8 protein-coding genes and 1 tRNA gene are annotated in these 18784 nt (G+C 51.1%); all 9 read left to right on the forward strand.

Features of this window, described 5'->3' with window-relative positions:
• Positions 1-12: 12 nt before the first annotated feature.
• The 9 genes from HZA73_03130 to HZA73_03170 all read left to right on the forward strand — a co-directional run bounded on the left by HZA73_03130 (position 13) and on the right by HZA73_03170 (position 18752).
• Positions 13-2526 carry a PorV/PorQ family protein gene (locus HZA73_03130; GenBank protein MBI5805019.1) on the forward strand — a complete coding sequence of 838 codons (2514 nt, stop codon included), beginning with the start codon at positions 13-15 and terminating at the stop codon, positions 2524-2526.
• Positions 2420-5776 carry a VCBS repeat-containing protein gene (locus tag HZA73_03135; protein ID MBI5805020.1) on the forward strand — a complete coding sequence of 1119 codons (3357 nt, stop codon included), beginning with the start codon at positions 2420-2422 and terminating at the stop codon, positions 5774-5776. Before HZA73_03130 ends, HZA73_03135 begins: the two co-directional genes overlap by 107 nt.
• A gap of 140 nt (positions 5777-5916) precedes the next feature.
• Positions 5917-6576, forward strand: coding sequence for a hypothetical protein (locus HZA73_03140; protein ID MBI5805021.1), 660 nt, complete (start codon positions 5917-5919; stop codon positions 6574-6576).
• Between the two features lie 103 nt (positions 6577-6679).
• Entirely contained in the window at positions 6680-7537 is an 858-nt protein-coding gene (locus tag HZA73_03145; protein MBI5805022.1) for a hypothetical protein, read from the forward strand.
• Between the two features lie 35 nt (positions 7538-7572).
• On the forward strand, positions 7573-10932 hold the full coding sequence (locus tag HZA73_03150) for a hypothetical protein (GenBank protein MBI5805023.1): 3360 nt from the start codon (positions 7573-7575) through the stop codon (positions 10930-10932).
• A gap of 1 nt (position 10933) precedes the next feature.
• Entirely contained in the window at positions 10934-12619 is a 1686-nt protein-coding gene (locus HZA73_03155; GenBank protein MBI5805024.1) for a BamA/TamA family outer membrane protein, read from the forward strand.
• Between the two features lie 289 nt (positions 12620-12908).
• A complete protein-coding gene (locus tag HZA73_03160; GenBank protein ID MBI5805025.1) occupies positions 12909-17081 on the forward strand; it encodes an Ig-like domain-containing protein in 4173 nt (1390 codons plus the stop codon).
• Between the two features lie 60 nt (positions 17082-17141).
• A tRNA-Arg gene (locus HZA73_03165) sits at positions 17142-17218 on the forward strand.
• A 58-nt stretch (positions 17219-17276) separates the two neighbouring features.
• Complete coding sequence (locus HZA73_03170; GenBank protein ID MBI5805026.1) at positions 17277-18752, forward strand: lamin tail domain-containing protein; 1476 nt, start codon at positions 17277-17279, stop codon at positions 18750-18752.
• The last annotated feature ends 32 nt before the right edge of the window (positions 18753-18784 follow it).

The raw sequence follows: 18784 nt of genomic DNA on the forward strand, positions 1-18784 counted from the left end.
GAGAGAAAAGAAATGCATCCCACCAGAAACAGAATACTAATGTTGGCAGCGGTGATATTACTGTCGTTCACCTATGCCTGGGCCATATCAGAAGGAGGAGCCATATTTTTGATGATCCGGCCCGGCGCCCGTCCCAGCGGTATGGGCAGCGCCTTTTGCGCCATTGCCGACGATGCCACCGCTACCTATTATAATCCGGCGGGCCTGGCTTTTTTAAAAAGGAACGATCCTCTGCTGAATTACCAGGATATTAAGGATTGGAACAGGTTCTTGAATAGTTTCAAGGATTCACCGGAGGGCAGTGCTTTTGCCTGGGCTGATCTTAGTGATCCTGAAGGTATGATAATAACGCTTTCCGGCTTACCGCTGCTGTCTCAAGGCGATATTGCGGACTGGAACAAACTTTTGATCATGCTGGCTGATACCTCGGGCATGGTGAATAAAAATATTTTACCTCAGTTATCCGAAGATGCCAGAGCCATAATCTCAGGGCATCAGCCAGGCGATATTTTGGATAACCAAGCAAAATCAATTTTTATTTATGCTCTGAATAAAGCGATAAATAATCAGGACACCTATAAGAAGTCTGGCTGTGGTGATGCCGCCATCCCGGAAGCAGCGTCACGCATCCTGGCCAAATACCGGATGATCCCGGACAGCTTGGGATTTTTGGTCTCAAACATTTCAGACCCCCAGGGACTGGCCCAAAAGATCAAAGGTCGGGCCGATCCGGTTTCCCAGTATATTTACGGCAAGATGGCGGGAAAAGACAAGATCATTTTATCCCGGAAATATCAGGACAAGAATTCCGATAGCCTGAAGTCAATCTTAGCCGCTGCTTTAAACAATGTCTGCCGGCAGGCTGATTTTTACAATGACAATAGATTTAAAAATGTAAAATTAAAGCCAGGGACTTTATCCTTATCCGGCAAAAAACTCAGCGGCGGGGCACTTTACTCCTGGAATCAGGACCTGTTGCTTCAGGCTTATCCCAGTTTGTTACATATCCAAACTGCCGAACTTTCATTGGAAGATCTCCGGCTGCTTAACCGGAAAGCTTTGGAATGTATGTTTGAAGGTGCCATTATGTCTTATCCCAGCATAAATATAAATAATACCCTGGCAGGTTATCTCAGAGAGAAAACTGGCGAGACCATTGACCAGATTTTTCTACAATACAAAGGCGAAGGCCCCATAGCCGAAGCAGAGCAAAGACTTTGGCTGGATGAGATCAACAAAAATGTCCTGACTGACACTCAACTGGTAAACCAGCCGGCACCGGGGGGGCGAAAATCCGGCCAATACCTGCAAAACCTGATTAAACGCGGACCAACAAAAAATCCAGCCGTTTTAAACCGGGCCCTGCTGGCCGGGTATTACCCGGAATGGTTTGGGGCCGCTAAAAATGAATCCAATCCTTTCCAGTACATCAAAAGTTTGATGGAGCCGAGCGCCCTGGCCGAATTGGACAACCATTTTAGTGGCCAGGGAGTTTCCAGTGAGGGCCGGCAGTTATTATTGGCCGGCCTGAATCTGATTATATCCAGACCAGATTTTTACCAGAAGGAACAGTGGGCAGATTATCCGGTACCAGCCGAAGCCCAGGAACTAGTGCTGGATCTATTGGCAGAAGGCACCGGGAATTTGAACCTGAACGATCTGCGCAAACTGAACCGGACTATGCTGGAAGCATTATACCCTTCTGAATTGGTAAAGATCGGCCAGGATAAAAGCTATGCCTCACTTATGCATTCGCCCTGGCTTTCCGAGATCTGGTCCGATGTTGGCGACATGTACTATGAATACATCTCTTATGTTCAGCCCTACAAGGATTGGGGAGTATTCGGAGGCAGTGTCATCTTTATATCCGAGGGAACCAGCCAGCATACCGGAAGTTTAGGGGAAGATTATGGCGAGTTCTCCAGCTACGAATTCTCCCCGATACTTTCATACGGCAATGAGATTTTTAAAGACCTGGCCGGCGGAGTTAACCTGAAACTGATCCATTCCCATCTGGCGCCCTTCGGGGCGGAAGGAAGCCAGGGCAAGGGCGTGGCCACCACCTGGGCTTTGGATTTTGGCCTGCTGTACCATGGGCCTTTTAAGGGATTGTCCTTTGGCAGCAATCTTCAGAACATCGGGCCTAAGCTGGTCTATATAGATGCCGAACAGGCCGACCCGCTTTCACGGAACATCCGGGTCGGCACCGCCTATAAGATACTGGACGGCCGCTGGGCCAAGCTTACCGCGGCGTATGACATTACCAAGATGCTGGTGGTTAATGACCGTCCCTGGAAGGAAGAACTTAAGGAGTCAGTCCAGCATGCCGGCATAGAATACCAGTACACAGGAGCGGCAGAACTGGGACTGCGCGCCGGGTATGTGTATGACGAGGCAGGCAAGATCAAAGGCTCAACCTATGGCTTTGGGGTGGGCTACAAGAAAATCCAGTTTGATTTCGGAATGGAGCCCGGAGGCGAATTGCAGAAATACAATAAAAAATTCTCACTTTCTGTCGAGTTATAATATGACGGTTGCACTTTTTAAACGCCGCCGGCTGGAACTATCGTGTCTATTGATCCTTACGGCATTAACCTCTGCGGGTGCCGGAGACCTGCAGGATATAAAACAGCAATGGAAAACCTCCCGGCCGATTTTGGAAAAGATCAAGCAGCAGCCCCGCCAGTACCGGGATGCCGTGTCAAAAATGAACCTGTTGGGCCGGGGTCGGGCATTTGCCAAATTAAAAGGGCTGAACAAACATGCGGTTCAGGACACCATTCGCGTTCTGGCAATTAAAGCCCAGTTCCAGCTGGATGATGACGCCAACACCGCCGGTAACGGGCATTTCGATTACACCGGCAACGGTCAGCCGATGTACATCGGCGGCAACTACCTTAACGGACATAACCTGGATTATGAGCCGCCACATGACAGCTTGTACATCCATAATCAGATGCTGGCCTTGCGCAACTATTACCTGGCTGTATCCGATGGACAATTGTACATAGAGTTTGAACAATGGCCAAAAGCCGATACATCTGCGTACATCTTACCCCACCAAATGTCATTTTACAGTGATTTTTACAACGGGGGAGCGAATTGGGGAGCGGGGTTGTATGTCCTGCTGAGGGATGCATTGGAAGCAGCCGGCAGCGACAGTTGCAGTTTTAGCACCGGAAGCGGGTCAGCCAAAGTCCCCAAAGCAGTGATGATATTCCATGCAGGATCTTGCTGGCAGACCGATCCGTACGGTGCAGACATCCCGTCAGTGTTCTTGCAGATGGATAGTTCCAGTCCCATCATTGTCAAGGCCGGGGCTGATACCATCTACGAAGGAATCATTGACGCCGAGACACAAAGCCAGGACGGGATGGTGCTCGGTTCGCAGGGCGAAATAGCTCACGAATTCGGTCATCAGTTGGGCCTGCCGGATCTCTATGATTATTCCATGTACTCGGTGGGCTTGGGAGAATGGGAATTGATGTCCTGGGGTTCGTGGAACATGAACGCCTATGTGCCGCCGCATCTTTCGGCCTGGTGCAAGGTATTTTTGGGGTGGTCTGAGCCTAAGACCTTGGAGCCAGGCGCGGACGCTACGGTTGCCTTTGACTGGGTGGCCAAGGACCCGGATGCCATCGTGAAAATACCCATTAATTCCCACGAGTATTATCTGATCGAGAACCGGCGGGCCTGGGTGGATCCCAACAGCGTCATCTCCGATTCTGCCTCGGCCGATTCCAACGGAGCCAGGGTATGGCGTAACGGAGTCTTGATTAAAGTAAACGACTACGACATGTCCCTGCCGTTTGAACTGGACGCCGGCGGATTATTGGTATATCATGTGGACGAAAATCTCATCAGCCAAAGATGGTATGACAACAGCCTGGAGACGGGGGACATTAAGGCCATCTATCTGCTGGAGGCTGACCATGTTCAGGATCTGCAGCGCTGGGGCGGATCTCCTTATTCCACCTATGCCAGCCCCTACGACGCATATTATGCCGGCAACAACGACCGGCTGGATGACGGCAGCGACCCGGCCACGATAGCCAATGACGGTTCGTATACCCATATTTCCGTATCCGGTATTACTGTCCCATCCGTGAGCATGAGCGCCAGGGTCAAGGTCGGATGGAGCCTGCCGGGTTTTCCTTATGATCTGGGGCAGACGGTGGACTGGAACAGCGCCAATTATGCGGTCTTGGGTGATACCACGGTTTTAATCATACCCGGCAACGATGGCAGGGTATATGCCGTGATGTCCAACGGCCAGGGTTTGTTCAATAGAGATACAATATTGGTATTGTTGGGTAGCGATACTGTCAAAGTAAGAGCTGAATATGCCAGAGTGTCAGGCAATATTTATTCTTCTCCTGCAATAGGAGACGTCAATAAAGACGGCCGGCCCGAAGTATTTGTGTCCTCGGCTGATTCGTTAACCCAGGGTTCTGTTTGGGGTTTTAGCTTTGACTATCATAGTGAAACGGAAATTACACCAAACGCCAATTCATATACCTTAAATAGAGCGGATCTGCTTGATAGCTTTCCCGTTTTTACCAAGGGCCCGATATTTTCATCGCCCACTTTGGCAGATATTGACGGTGATGATACTTTGGAAATAATGGTTGCGTGTGATGACAAAAAACTTTATGCCTGGCGCTTTAACGGAAGCCTTGTGTCAGGTTATCCAAAAGATCTGGCAATGGAGACCAGGGCCACCCCTTCGGCAGCCGAGTTGTATGCCAATTCTCCTGGTTCTGAGGTAATGATCCTTTCAGGGGATAGCCGGGTTTTCGCTCTGGCTGACAGCGGAAAAGATTTGTCTGGTTTCCCTGCATTGTCGCCATGGGTGGATTGGGCGTCGGCTTCCACCGCTGTTGGTGACATCAACCGGGACGGAAACCCCGAGATAGTGGCCTGTCCTAAAAATCAAATAACTGTTTTGGATAAACTGGGCCGTACCGTTTCCGGCTGGCCGGTATCCCACGACCAGACTGCAATAACCACTCCGGCCCTGGGCGATTTAGACGGAGACGGTTATCTGGAAATAGTGGTAGCCATCGGAGTCAAGCTTTACGCCTATAATTATAACGGGACCCTGATCTCTGGTTTCCCAAAAGTGATATCCGAATCCCTGAATGTCCAATCTTCTCCGGTGTTGGCCGATGTGAACAACGACGATCTGCAGGAGATAGTCATCGGCTCGCCAGATGGAAGGATATATGCCTTCAAAGGCAACGGTACCGATGCCCCAGGATTTCCTTTGACAGTTGGCGGCAAAGTACTTTCCACCCCGCTGCTGACAGACCTTGACGGAGACAGTTCTGATATCGAACTGGCCGTGGGTTGCGATGACGGCAATTTGTATGTCTGGAGCATCGGGTCGCCTGTAACTGTAACCCGCCTTCATTGGCCTATGTTCTGCGGCAATCAGGCCCATACCGGGTTTATTGACTGGGACCCGGCTCTGCGCGCTTTGTCTGCCAAGTCAGGGGAACTGATAAAGAACGCCTACGTTTATCCCAGCCCGGCCCGGGGCGACCACGCAAAGATCAGGTTTTTCCTGGAAAATAACGCGGAAGTAGATGTCAAGATATTCAATCTGGCCGGAGAGCTGGTCCGCCAGTACAGCCAGCCGGGGCAGGCCATGACCGAAAACGAGGTTGTCTGGAGCCTGGAGCAAATAGCGTCCGGCGTTTACATCATCAGGGTGGAGGCCAATGACGGAACGAATGCAATAGTAAAAACCTGCAAAGCGGCGGTGATAAAATGAAAAACACATTATTTATAACAGGTCTGCTTTCACTTTGCTTCTGTCAGGCATATGGTCAGGCGGGGCTGTCTTCTGCAAACTCAAAAGCAGGTGCTGCTCCCGTTATCAATAAAACAGTCAATGATACATCTGTATCTGCGGTGACAGATACCACCAGTAAAAGTATTGTTTCAAGGAAACTAAGAAAATCAGCCCGCAAGGCCTTCTTCCTTTCTTTACTGGTTCCTGGTTCTGGTGAGTACTATGCGGGACAGAAAGGATACACCAAAGGTTTTGTGGCCGCCGAAGCAGTGATCTGGTCGGCCGCCTGGTACAACAACTACCAGGGCAATATGCGGCGCCGTGACTATATTGCATATGCTGCCCAGAAAGCCGGTTCCAATTCCGGAAGGGATGACGATTTTTATTACCAGAACGTTTATGAATGGCCCAACAGTTACTGGTACAACGAGGACCAATGGCGGCAGGCCAGGGAGCTGTATCCTTACGATCCGGCTGCTCAGCAGGCTTATGTGTCAGATAAATTGTATTCGCCAGAAGATTCATGGGCCTGGCAAAACTACGACCAATGGTATTATTACCGGGGTCTAAGGGTCAGAAGCCGTAATTACCTGCACCGGATCAGTTATTCGGTGGGCGCTTCCTTTCTTAACCACATGCTTTCGGCGGTCAATGCCGCCAGGCTGGCCAAAAGATTCAACAAACAGAGGACTAAATTGACTCAGGGGCCGGATTGGCGCATGGAATGCTATTCCTACCAGCCGGAAACAATTACCCTGACTTTTTCACGCAGTTTTTAGGAAAGGTGTTTTAAAAAAAAACCAGATTATCCTCCGTCAGCTGAAAATAGATCAGGCCGGAGGATTTTCTGTATAATGTAAAGGGATGAAATATATGAGACAAATGATCTGCATTCTGGCTTGTTGTCTGGGTTTATTTTCCTGTACGGCCATTGTGGAGCAAAGAAGGCCGGCCCCCGGCGGCATCGGCGGCAAAACTGTGCAAGCCTTCAAGATAGCACAACTGAGCATCAATGATGATAGACCTTCCATGTGTTCCGGTCTCCGGGAAGACATTTATTTGTCCGACGCCGGCGGCTGGCGCATCATAAGCTACAAAAGCGACGGCAGTTTGATCTATGAGTCTGCTTTGTCCTCGTCCCGGAGTTTTTTGCTTAACGGCCAGGCCAACGGGGTTTATTTGGTGGATGACCTGAATAAGCATATCCAGTACTTTGACAGCTGGGGCCAAAAGCAAAGCATCATCTCTTATGCGGGAAGTTCTTTTGTCTCCGGTGCGGTTTTTAAGGACGGAAGCCTGTATCTTCTGGACAATCTGGCCAACTCAGTGGTGGTATTGGACAATCAGGGACAGGAAATGAGGCGATTCCGGCTGATGTCCGGCAATTCAGGTTTTCAGTGGCTCACCGCCCTGACGGTGGACGGAACCGGCACCGTGATGGCTGTGGCCGATGCCCGGGCCGGCAAGATTACGATCTTTAACATCTATGGCAGTTATCTGGGGAAGATCGACGCCGCACCTTCGGCTTCACCGTCCTCAATCTGTTTTGAGCCGGGGACATCAGTTCTCTGGGTCTGCGAAAAGGACAAAGGCCGTATCAGTTCTTTTGAGATCAAACCCTCCGGGATCAACACCGGTGCTGGCTGCGCCATTGCCGCTCCTTTGTCCGTGACCTGCAGCTCTTTTGGCAGTATCTTTGTAGTCTCGGGGCAATATTTGTTTAATGTCAGCGAAGAATGAGAACATTTGCAATAAAATATTTTCTGATGATTCTCATGATCCCGCTCTGGTCTTCATCTTTGACCGGTTGGGAAACAACAGGGAGGACCAAAGCCGTCATACCGGGAGGGTTTGACGGCAATTCGTATCAATTGCCGCACCGGCATATAATCAAAGACAGCGACTCCGTCCTTTTGAACGGCAACCCTCTGGTTCACAACAGGGATTATGCCCTGGATTGCCGCACCGGAAAAATATATTTCCCGGTAGGGCTTAAGATATCAGATACGGTAACGGTCTTTTACCGGACATTGCCCTTCAGCCTGCCAGAAAAAATTATCTATATGCCTTTGTTATCTTCAGCCGCCAATATACCGGATACTGTCGGTGCCGTGGCCGGTTTTGACCAGTCGGCCGTCCAGACCTATAAAAGCTGGCTTAATGAAAAAAGCGGGCAGGTCAGTTTCGGCGGAAGCAAGTCTCTGGGAATCTCAGCCGGAACGGGCCGGGATTTCTCTTTGGAACAGGCCCTGCAGGTGAGCATAGACGGGCAATTGAATCCTTCCCTTAAGGTAAACGCTTTTCTTTCCGACCAGAATATGCCTTTGTCAGCATCGGGCAGCACCGAAGACCTGAGCCAGATCGAAAAAGTATATATTAAAGCTCAGGGGAACGCCTGGGAAGCGGTTTTGGGTGATTATGAACTGGATCACAAGGGGACTTCATACTTTCAGATGAAACGTCAGTTGCAGGGCGTAAAGGCCGCGATTGATAGTAAACAGAATAACCTGGCCCTGGCCGCCGCCGTCACCAAAGGGAAAAAAAACAGATCAGATTTTACCGGACAGGATGGAAAGCAGGGGCCATATCAGCTTACAGCCGTCTCCGGCGAATCCGTTTTGAAAATACTGGCCAACACCGAAAGAATATGGCTCAATGGACAATTGCTGAAAAGAGGAGAACATCAGGATTACCAGCTTGACTACGAGACAGGTTTGTTGACCTTCAATCCTCAATGGCTGATATCCTCAGAATCCAGGATCATGGCCGAGTTCGAGTACTCGGGACAAAACTATCAGAGGCCTTTTTATTCGGCGGCCGCTAAGGCCGGGCTGGGAAGACACCTCAGCATCAAAGGAGGTTACCGCCAGGAAGGCGACGATTACAGCCGTCCTTTGGCCGAAGAGTTAAGCCAGCAGGACAAGAACGTCCTGGTCCTGGCCGGAGATGATACCTCCAGATACTGGGCCGATGGCGGCACTTTGGTTGAGGCCGGCCAGGGAAACTATTTGTTCCGCGATTCGTTCTATGTTTATGCCGGCACCGATTCCGGAAATTATTTGGTCTCTTTCACCAAAGTGGACAGCGGCCGGGGTGATTACCGCGACAGTATTGGCATCATAGTATATACCGGAAGGAATTTAGGGGATTATCTGGCCATAAAAAAACTGGCAGCCCCGTCTCAAACAAAGCTGTACACCATGGGGGCTTATCTTACCTGGCCGGGCGGTCACGCTGACTTTGAGGGAGCGGGAAGCGATCTGGACAAGAACCTGCTTTCTGGCCGGGACGACGGCAATAACCGGGGTTACTCCGGCATGACTAATATTTTCTGGAAACGGGATACGCTGTGGGGAGGAGGTTTCGAGGTCAACGGCCGGACGCTGGCGGTGAACCCGAATTTTGAAAAAAGCGTTGTTCCGTTCGATCCCGATTTCATCAATCGCTGGCAACTGTACAACTGGAATGGAACAAAGGCCCTTAGCCTCGGAATGCTCAGGGGAACCACTGAATACGGAATTAAGCTGGGTCCGGAGATGCTTAAAGCCGAAGCCGGATGGGGGCGACTGGAAATGGAACAGTCCGTCTGGGCTCGCAGTTACAAGGCCGGTCTGCAATTCCGCCCCGTTCCCGGGTATCTGTTAAAGTACGGATTTAACCGGAATTTACTGGGACAAGCATGGCCGGAGACCGCCTCCCTGGGAAAACGGGACGTCCACCAGGCGTGGGCCGGGGTCTCATATATGCGATGGAACTATCAGGCCGATCTTTCCTCGGGCGCAGATCAGGTGGAACGCGGAACGGCTGACAGTTACGGAAAAAAATATTATCTGGCCGGTTTGGGGATGGGGAGGAAAGGTGATATCACCGAGGGCCGGTTGACGCTATCCCGGCGGGAGGATCTTCTGAAAGATTCTCTGGGCCAAACTTTTAAATCCAGGTCATATACCACCGACCTTATCACAAAGCTGGGCTTGCTAACCGGACGGGCTTTTTCCGGCGGCCTTGAACACCAATACCGGCGCTTGGTCTACCGGCCTGGTGTACCGGGACAAAACCTTAACACTCATCTGGCCGTGCTCAGAACCAATTATCAGGGTTTGGCCCAGGCGCTGAAGGCCGGTTTGGAATATTCCATCAGCAGCGTCGAAACCCGCTTGAAGAGCGAGACATATTACCGGGTTCCTGACCGGGCCGGAGATTACAGTTATGATCCGGCAACTCTATCGTATTATCCGGATACGGCCGGAAACTATCTGAAAAAAGTTGAAGAGGCGGCGTCCGGTGTAATCGCTTCTGAATTATCGGCCAAAAGTTATATCAGTTATTCCCCAGGGCTTTCTGTCACCGGACATTGGCATCAAAAAGTAAGGTTGGACCTGAACGGAGCGGCCGGGCTTAAAACCGGACGCAAATTGTCCGGAGCCATGATGGTCTTTGAACCAGATGCGCTATGGGACAGGTCTGCCAATCTTTCGGCCAATCTGGACCTGGCCGGAGACCTTTGGTATTATCCTTCCGGCAGTCATTTTCTAAAGGTTCATTACCGTACCAGACGGAATGACGACAGCCAGTACCTTAACCGCAGGCTAACAGTTAATTTCCGGGAAGGGCGGGCTGAAATTGACACCCAGCTTGGTTCTGTTGTCAGGGCATTGTTTTACGGCGAACAGAATTACAACGCCAGTTCTTCGCTGGAATCAGGACTGGAAAGCGAAAGCCGGGGAACCAAGGCAGGTTTCGAGGCCAGCTATTTCCATAAGAACCGGACCGAGCCGGGGATCAAAGCCAATATGCTTTGGGAGAAACTATTTAGACAGAGTTATTACGTCAATATTCCCAGAATAAATTACCGTGATGTGGTGCTGTCTCCTTTTATCAGGCACCAACTGGGGCTTAAGGGCAGCATTCTGATCGAAATCAGCCAAACATACCGCCGGTCCGATCAATCCGGAAATGTAATACCGATGGAGTTCTCGGTCAGCCGGCCGCTCGGCCAAAGCCAAGGCTGGAAGCTACAGTGCGATTACAAGCTGAATAATTATTTGACATCATCAGTTTCTTATGATGGCCGCAAAGAGCCGCAAAAAAAAGCGGTACACAACGCCCGGGCCGAGATCAGGGCCAATTTTTGAGATGAGACGAAAAACAGCAAATATCATATTAATCCTGCTGCTGCCGGTTGCCAGTCTCTGCGGTCTGTCCGTTATTAGGGACAACATCCGTTTTGAAGGCCAGGATATTTATACCAGGGAGCAGCTGCTGGAAGTCTGGAATGCCCAGGGACGCTCTGTTTCCCCGGCGGATATCGATTCCGGCTGTAATGTAATACAAAACCGTTTTCGCCGGGCCGGTTTTTATCAGGCGGAGTATCTTTTGGAATACACCGGCGACAGCAGTTCCGTCTTGGTCCGGATAAACTCCGGGCGCCGCTATCTGGCTGGGGATATTGTTTTTGAAGGCAACAGCTATCTCAGCAGCGCCTACCTTCAGGGTTTGCTGTTCACCGGCAGGAATGAACCATTGGACAGCGCTACCATCATCCGGGATATGCAGGCCGTAAGCCTGGCCTATGCCGATAACGGTTTTCCCCAGGCGGAAATATCACTGAGAGAAGTGAGATATGAAAACGACCGTCTGCGGATAATTTACGGCATAGAAGAAAATTCCAGGGTCTTGCTGTCCAAAATAACATTTCAGGGGAATCTGGCCACCAAACATCAGACCATGCTTAAATTATCCGGCCTTGCTCCCGGTTTCCCATTCAGCCGGACGGTATTGCAAAAAGCGCTTGAACGGTTAAAAGTTTCCGGTTTGTTTGCTGAGGTTGGTCCGCCGGTTCTGTTGAAGGGTGACGAGGCGGGGCGGCAACAGGTCGTTTTCAATGTCAAGGAAGCTTTGTTCAACCGGATATTCGGAGCAGCCTCATACAATCAATCCTCAGCGGAGCAATCGGGCTGGCTGGCCGGTTCGGTTGACCTTTACCTGGGCAACATTGCCGGAACCGCCCGCAGCGCTTCAGTAAAATGGGAACGTCCGCAAAAAGAAAACAGCCGGCTGGAGATCGATTATTCCGAGCCGTTTTTGTCCGGTTTTGACGCTTCAGCCCAGGCGGGTCTTAAGCATATGGTGGAGGATTCTGCTTATGTCAAGACCTCGGCCAGTCTGATGGTAAAAATGCCGGTGGGTGAAGGATTTAATGCCGGAGTGGGGGCTGAATACGAAAGAATAGTCCCCGGCGCGTCATTGATCTATCAAAGAAGCAACAAATACGGGACCAAATGGCTTTTGGAATGGCGGAGGTCCGAAGATGGAATGTTTTTCAACGATATGCTTCTGAAGCTGGGAGCTGATTACGGCAAAAAAAACTATTACCAGCCCTCACAATCACTTACTGTCAGCAAGGTAACCGGTGATATGGCCGTCAGCAAAGAGATCTTTGCCCGGCAGGAGATATATTTTGCCGTAAGGAGCAGGGCGGTAATAACAGGAGAAAAGCCGGTTCCCAGATATGATCAGTTTGCCATGGGAGGAACAGCTTCGCTCAGGGGATATTATCAGGAGCAGTTCATAGCCAATCAGATCGCCTGGGGCAATCTGGAATACAGGTATCAGCCAGTTAAAAATTTGATTCTGTTCCCTTTTATTGATCTGGGTTATTTCTTTGACCGGGAAAGAAGTTTGAGGGGATACCGGGCCGGTTACGGATTAGGTTTTAAATTGGACACGCGGATTGGATGGATAAACATCGTGTATGGTTTGGGCCAGGATGACACTATCTTGAATGGCAAGGTGCATTTTGGGTTGGAAAGTGAGTTTTAAAGGTAATAATTTCACAGACCCAATTTGTTATTGTTTAAACACTTATACTGGTGTTATCTGATTGTAAATGAAATATTTGCGTTTCTAATCCAAAGTGTTACTTTTTTGCAGGACAGTGACATCGACTTAACTTTGCTTTAATATCAATAAGTTAAAATAACATATTCAAGTGTTTTATTAGAGGAATAGATATTGCATTATTATAATTGTTTAGTCAAATTATTTCATTATTGCAGTCATAAAATCACTTGGTAGCTAACCGCTTGCAGGAAAGGTCGAGAGAAAGACCATGAAAAAAACAATACTGATCATTGCTTTGGTTTTTATAACAGGTGTTGCCCGGGGCACTTTGTTGGTGGAGGATAACTTTGACTATCCGGCCGGGGACGATATAACCGCGCACGGTTGGACCCACCATAGCGGCACCACCGGGATCATTTTTGTCACCTCTCCGGGCCTTGCATATTCCGGCTACATCTCATCCGGCATAGGCAATTCAGCTGATGTTGACACCACAGGCTATGATGACAACTTTAAATTCAGCGACTCCGTTATGACCGGGACGGTCTATGCCTCCTTCATGCTTAACGTCGAAACCAATGGAGCACCCACCGGATATTTCTTACATCTTGGTCCCCCCACGGTTGGAACCAGTTATTGGGGAAGGGTGTGGGGGCAGAATTCGGTTGCGGATAGTTTCAGATTGGGGATCAGCAAATCCACTGAAACTGCAGGCAACTATTCAAGCTCAAATTTTGCCTTCAATCGCACCTATCTGGCGGTCCTGAAATACAATCTCACCGCCGGTACACTAAACGACACGGTAAGTTTGTTCGTTTTTGAAACGGGCGTTCCCCTGACGGAACCGGCGACGCCCACGATCGGCCCGTATACCAACGCTGGTTTCGCAGAGGCCACAAAGCTCGGAGCAGTCTGCCTGCGTCAGTACAGCGCCACCCAGAAATACTTTGTCGACGGCATCCGGGTGGGGACCACCTGGGCCGACGTCTGCCCGCCCACCAGCACGCCGTTCATCTCCGTCAATCCTTCTGCGCTAAACTTTAGCACTACGGCCTTGACCGATACCTCGGACGAGATGAGCTATACCGTCTCGGGCTCCAACTTGACCGCCGGCATTACTGTAACCGCTCCATCAACCGATTTTAGGGTATCGCTGACCAGCGGCTCCGGATACACCAACACCGTCACCATACCCCATACCGGAGGCACGGTACCGCCGACCGCGGTCTATGTTATTTTCAAACCTGCTGTTACCGAAGGATTAAGGTCCGGCAACATCACCAACGCCAGCGCCGGGGCAGTCACCCAAAACGTGGCGGTAAGCGGCACCGGTTCGCGGATTATCGTTGCCGGGGCGCCGCTGAATTTCGGCGCGGTGGTGGCGGGCAGCTATTCCCCGGAACAAACCTACATGGTCTACGGCAAAAACCTGACCGAAGACGTAACCATCACCGCCCCCGCTAATTTTCAGGTTTCCTTGACCTCTGGCTCGGGTTTTGGCAGTTCGGCACTGCTATTGATAGACGGCGATTCGGTGGCCCACACCACGGTCTATGCGCGGTTCGCACCGGCCGCCTCCGGCACCTTTATCGACAGCATCCGGCATTCCAGCCTGGGAGCCGTCAGCCGTTACCTGCTGGTGTCCGGCCGGGGCGTGGCCATAGAACCTACGGTTCAAGCCTCAAATATCATTTTTACCCGCGTCAATGTGGACACCATGACGGTCAACTGGACTAGGGGCAATGGCACCGGTTGTTTGGTGGTGGCCCGGTGCGAAAGTCCCACGGCCAATGTTCCTCTTGACGGCTATTTTTATTCGGCAGCCGATTCCTTCGGACAGGGTTCCACTGTGGGTACCGGACATTATGTGGTCTACAAAGGGACCGGAACATCGGTCAAGGTTAAAAAACTTTATGGAATTACTGCTTACCATTATGCTGTTTTTGAATACAACGGCGTAGATAGCTGCGAGAATTACCTGACTACAGCCTATCCTCAGAACTTTCAGCTAACCAATTCAGCCTCGGGTAAGATATCGGTGATCACGTTGGGAACGGCTTATTCCCAGAACTTCAACGCGCTGGATACGGTGCCGAACCCCGATGTGCTGCCTCAGGGCTGGAATTTCCGGGAGGAGGGAAGCACGGCCAATTATATCTATGCCGAGAACAATGGAGCGCTGAACACGGGGAACATCTACAGCTACGGGATGACAGACAGCGTGGATAGAGCCTTCGGCGGCCTGCAGACCAGCAGCCTGGTGCCGACCGTCAGCGCGGTGTTCACCAACAACAGCGGGGGAACACTCTCGGCTATCGATATCGGCTATTGGGGCGAGCTGTGGCGACTGGGGTTGCAGCGTTATGACAGCCTAAAATTCGAGCTGAGCACCACGGCCGGGATATGGACGGCTTATCCCCAGCTTAATTTTGTCACCCCGGAGACCACCGGCGCCTTTGGGATTCGCGACGGCAACAACTGGCTTTACCGCGACTATTGCTGGGCCAGCCTATCGGGCTTAAGCATACCTAACGGCGGCGATTTCCGGATCCGCTGGCTGGACGCCAATGCCCTCAGCTACGATGACGGGCTGGCCATCGACGACATTTCGATAATTCCGTTCAACGGGCGGACCATTCCCCGCATAATCTACACCTCGCCCTATGACACGGCCCTGGACGTGGCGGTCAACGCTCCCATAAAGATCGGTTTTTCGGATACCATGAACACCGCTTCATTAACCTACACCTGCAGTCCCAACCCAGGCGGCTGGTCGGCCTCCTGGAACAGCCCCCGCAACGACACTGTGACCCTGACCCACAGCAATTTCGCCTACTGGACGAATTATACCTTTACCCTGACCCAGGCCCGTGATCTGGAGGGATTTAATTTTGTGGCCGGACCCTGCGCCAATCCCTTCAGCTTTAGGACTGCGGTAGACCCGGCCGCTCCGCCCATGTATATCACCATCATCAATGTAGGCCAGGGCGATGCCGCCGTGATACAGTCCCCGACCGGCAAAAGAGTGCTGATAGACGCCGGTGACGTAGAGGATGCCACCACGGTTTTCAATTTCATCAAAGACAGCCTGGGCACACCTAACTCCAGGTTCCTCGATTACACTTTCATGAGCCATTTTCATTCCGACCACGGCGGCGGCCTGGATCAGGTGATCTTCCGGCTGGATTCTCTGAGGGTGGGGGCTTATGACCGGGGCGACCTGGATGCCACCGGCACCACCTACACCAATTATCTGGATTCCCTAAGCGCCAAGGGCTGGTCGGCCAAACGCCACGCGGTGACCATGGGGCAGGAATTTGACCTGGGCTACGGGGCATCGATCAAGGTCATCTGCTTCAACGGGAAGACCCTGTCCGGCGACGGGGTGAATCCCACTGACGAGAATAACTATTCGCTGGGGCTGCTGATCAACTACGCCAACAAATTCAAAATGGTGATGTGCGGCGACATCTTCCGGGACCAGGAGCGCCTGCTTTCCCCGGACCTGGGCGGAAGGATCTCGGTACTTAAGGCCAATCATCACGGCAGCAATACCTCCAACGGATTAAAGTGGGTAACCGACCTGAATCCCATGGTGACCGTGATCCCGGTGGGCGACGGTAATTCATACGGACACGTCCATGTCGAGGCCCGTGATTCTCTGCTGGCCGACCCCAAGTCCAGCAAAGCCGCCGGCGACAGCAACCGTCTTTACCGCACCGAGCTGGGCAGCGGAGCCGCCTGCGTGGCCGGAAGGGATACGGCTCTTTGGGAAAATATTCATATTGAGGTAACTCCCAACGCAGCCACTGTTTTCCGGATCATGAACGACGGGCGGATCTTCCCCGCCCTGGCGGTGGAACTTTCGCAGTTCGCGGCCATGGTCAGCCAGTCAAATTCAATAGTGATCAGCTGGCGCACCGAAAGCGAAAACGAGTGCTATCTTTGGAAGATCGAGCGCTCCGTACGGGCGGAACGCGGTTTTTCCGGGATAGGTTCGGTGCCGGGGCACGGAACAGTAAGCTATCCCAGCCAGTACGAATTTGAAGATACCGGCTTACCCAGCGGGACATACTATTACCGTTTGCTCCAGATAGATAATTCTGGGAAATCAACTTATTACGGCCCGGTAAGCGTGGACTATGTTCAAGGCTCTGCTTGTTCCTTTGCCTTAAGCCAATCCCGGCCAAATCCCTTTGGAAAAGGCAGCCTGGCCATCTCCTATTCACTCGATAAAAGCGACCGGGCGGCCCTTAAAATTTATAACATCCTGGGGCAGGAAATCAAAACCTTGTTTGACCGGCAGCATGAACAGGGATCCTTCACTGTTAAATGGGATGGGAGGGACAACAAAGGTCGAGAGCTTGCCAGCGGAATTTATTATTACCGCCTGAGCTTGGGGACCCGCAGCACCTGTAAAAAGATCACAGTGATCCGCTGACAGCGCCGGGGCATTCTTGACTTGCAAAAAGTATGCTTTTTTGCTATAATGCGAAAGAATGCCCCTGTAGCTCAGATGGATAGAGCAACGGTTTCCTAAACCGTGTGTCGGCCGTTCAACTCGGCCCAGGGGTACCATCTTTTGTTGATTAAGAAAACTATGGAATATTTATAAAACAATAAAAAGGAGAGAAAAATGAAAAAAAACCTGTTCGCTTTGCTGGTATTGCTGGCCGCGGTATCTGTTCAGGCTCAGAGTATCATCATCAACGAGGTGCAATACGACCCCATCGGGGCAGGTGTTGACACTAAGACTGAGTGGATTGAACTCTATAATCCAACTGGCGACGACATAGATCTTTCAGGTTGGAGGCTTTGCGATAATACTGACAGTATAGGAGAAGTATTTCCAAGTACAGTTCTGGCGGCCGGGGAATATTTAGTGCTGGCGGCTTTGGTAGACAGTTTTCATCTTGATTTTCCGGGGGTACCGGCCATTAACTGGCCAGATAGCAGTCTTTGCGGTGCATTGTCTAACACGGCCGACATCGTTGTCATTGTAAACTCGTCCGGAACAATGGTTGATAGGGTCAATTGGGGTGCAGGAACGTGGACCCAGGCAAGTTATGTGAAATACGGTTATTGGGATCCAGCCGTAACCGATGTCGCTCAGGGACATTCCATAGGTCGTAGTCCAAACGGAATTGACACTGACCTAGCGGCCGACTGGGCCGACATTAGCGTTCCCACACCAGGAGCTTCCAACGGTGGAGCTATAGTTTACACTCCACACACAATATATGAGATTCAGAACGGAGGTGGTCTAACCGATTCATCCGTTACGGTGGTCGGCATTGTCACTTCCCCTAAATTGGTGGATTCCCCCGGATTTGTAATTGCTGACGCAGCTGGTGCGTGGCACGGAATAATTGTGAGTTCAAATGCTGCCGTTTCCCGCGGCGATTCTATTACAATAAACGGTACGGTGCAGGAAAATTTTGAACGTACCCAGATCAACGCCGCCCTGGTAACAATCCTTGGGGTCGGCACCATTCCTGCAGTTACCGATGTTCAGTTATCAGACATTAAAACCTCCGCCGTCAATGCCGAATCATACGAAGGCGTGTTGGTCAGAGTTCCCAAAGCCCTCAGCACTGATACTACCTGGATGACCCCAACCTACGGCGAATGGGCAGTTTGCCTAGGCGTAGACACCCTGAGAATAGATAATTCCAGCACTAGCAACGGTATCTATTATGCAAAACCGGTTTTCGGGGTTGACAGCGTAATGGTGACAGGTATTCTTAATTATACATATTCACATTTTAAATTGATGCCCCGGGATTCGGCCGATGTAATTAACTACGGCCCGAATGGAGTAACAGGACAACCGGTTATTACCAGCCTGCCGCTAACTTTCGCGCTCAAGGCTTCACCCAATCCGGCCGGATTGAGTTCCCGGATATCATTCAGTCTACCCACGGCTTCAGTGGTGGAACTTTCCATATTCAACATTGCCGGGCAGAAGGTGGCCACTCTGGCTCAGGGCAGCATGACAGCCGGCGCACATTCAGTAGAATGGAAGGCGGGAAATGTTCCCAACGGAGTGTATTTCTACCAGTTAAAGGCCGGTGGCCGTCCAGTCAGCCAAAAGATAGTTGTTCTCAATTGAAAAAGCAAAAGGCAATTTGAACAAAAAGGGAA

Source organism: candidate division TA06 bacterium (assembly GCA_016235665.1).
Classification (GTDB): Bacteria; Edwardsbacteria; AC1; order AC1; family EtOH8; genus UBA5202.

What these genes read in the sequence shown, in the direction of transcription:
- HZA73_03130 (MBI5805019.1), top strand. Translation starts at nt 13, where the DNA reads ATGCATCCCACCAGAAACAGAATACTAATGTTGGCAGCGGTGATATTA.
- HZA73_03135 (MBI5805020.1), top strand. Translation starts at nt 2,420, where the DNA reads ATGGCTTTGGGGTGGGCTACAAGAAAATCCAGTTTGATTTCGGAATGG.
- HZA73_03145 (MBI5805022.1), top strand. Translation starts at nt 6,680, where the DNA reads ATGATCTGCATTCTGGCTTGTTGTCTGGGTTTATTTTCCTGTACGGCC.
- HZA73_03150 (MBI5805023.1), top strand. Translation starts at nt 7,573, where the DNA reads ATGATCCCGCTCTGGTCTTCATCTTTGACCGGTTGGGAAACAACAGGG.
- HZA73_03155 (MBI5805024.1), top strand. Translation starts at nt 10,934, where the DNA reads ATGAGACGAAAAACAGCAAATATCATATTAATCCTGCTGCTGCCGGTT.
- HZA73_03160 (MBI5805025.1), top strand. Translation starts at nt 12,909, where the DNA reads ATGAAAAAAACAATACTGATCATTGCTTTGGTTTTTATAACAGGTGTT.
- HZA73_03170 (MBI5805026.1), top strand. Translation starts at nt 17,277, where the DNA reads ATGAAAAAAAACCTGTTCGCTTTGCTGGTATTGCTGGCCGCGGTATCT.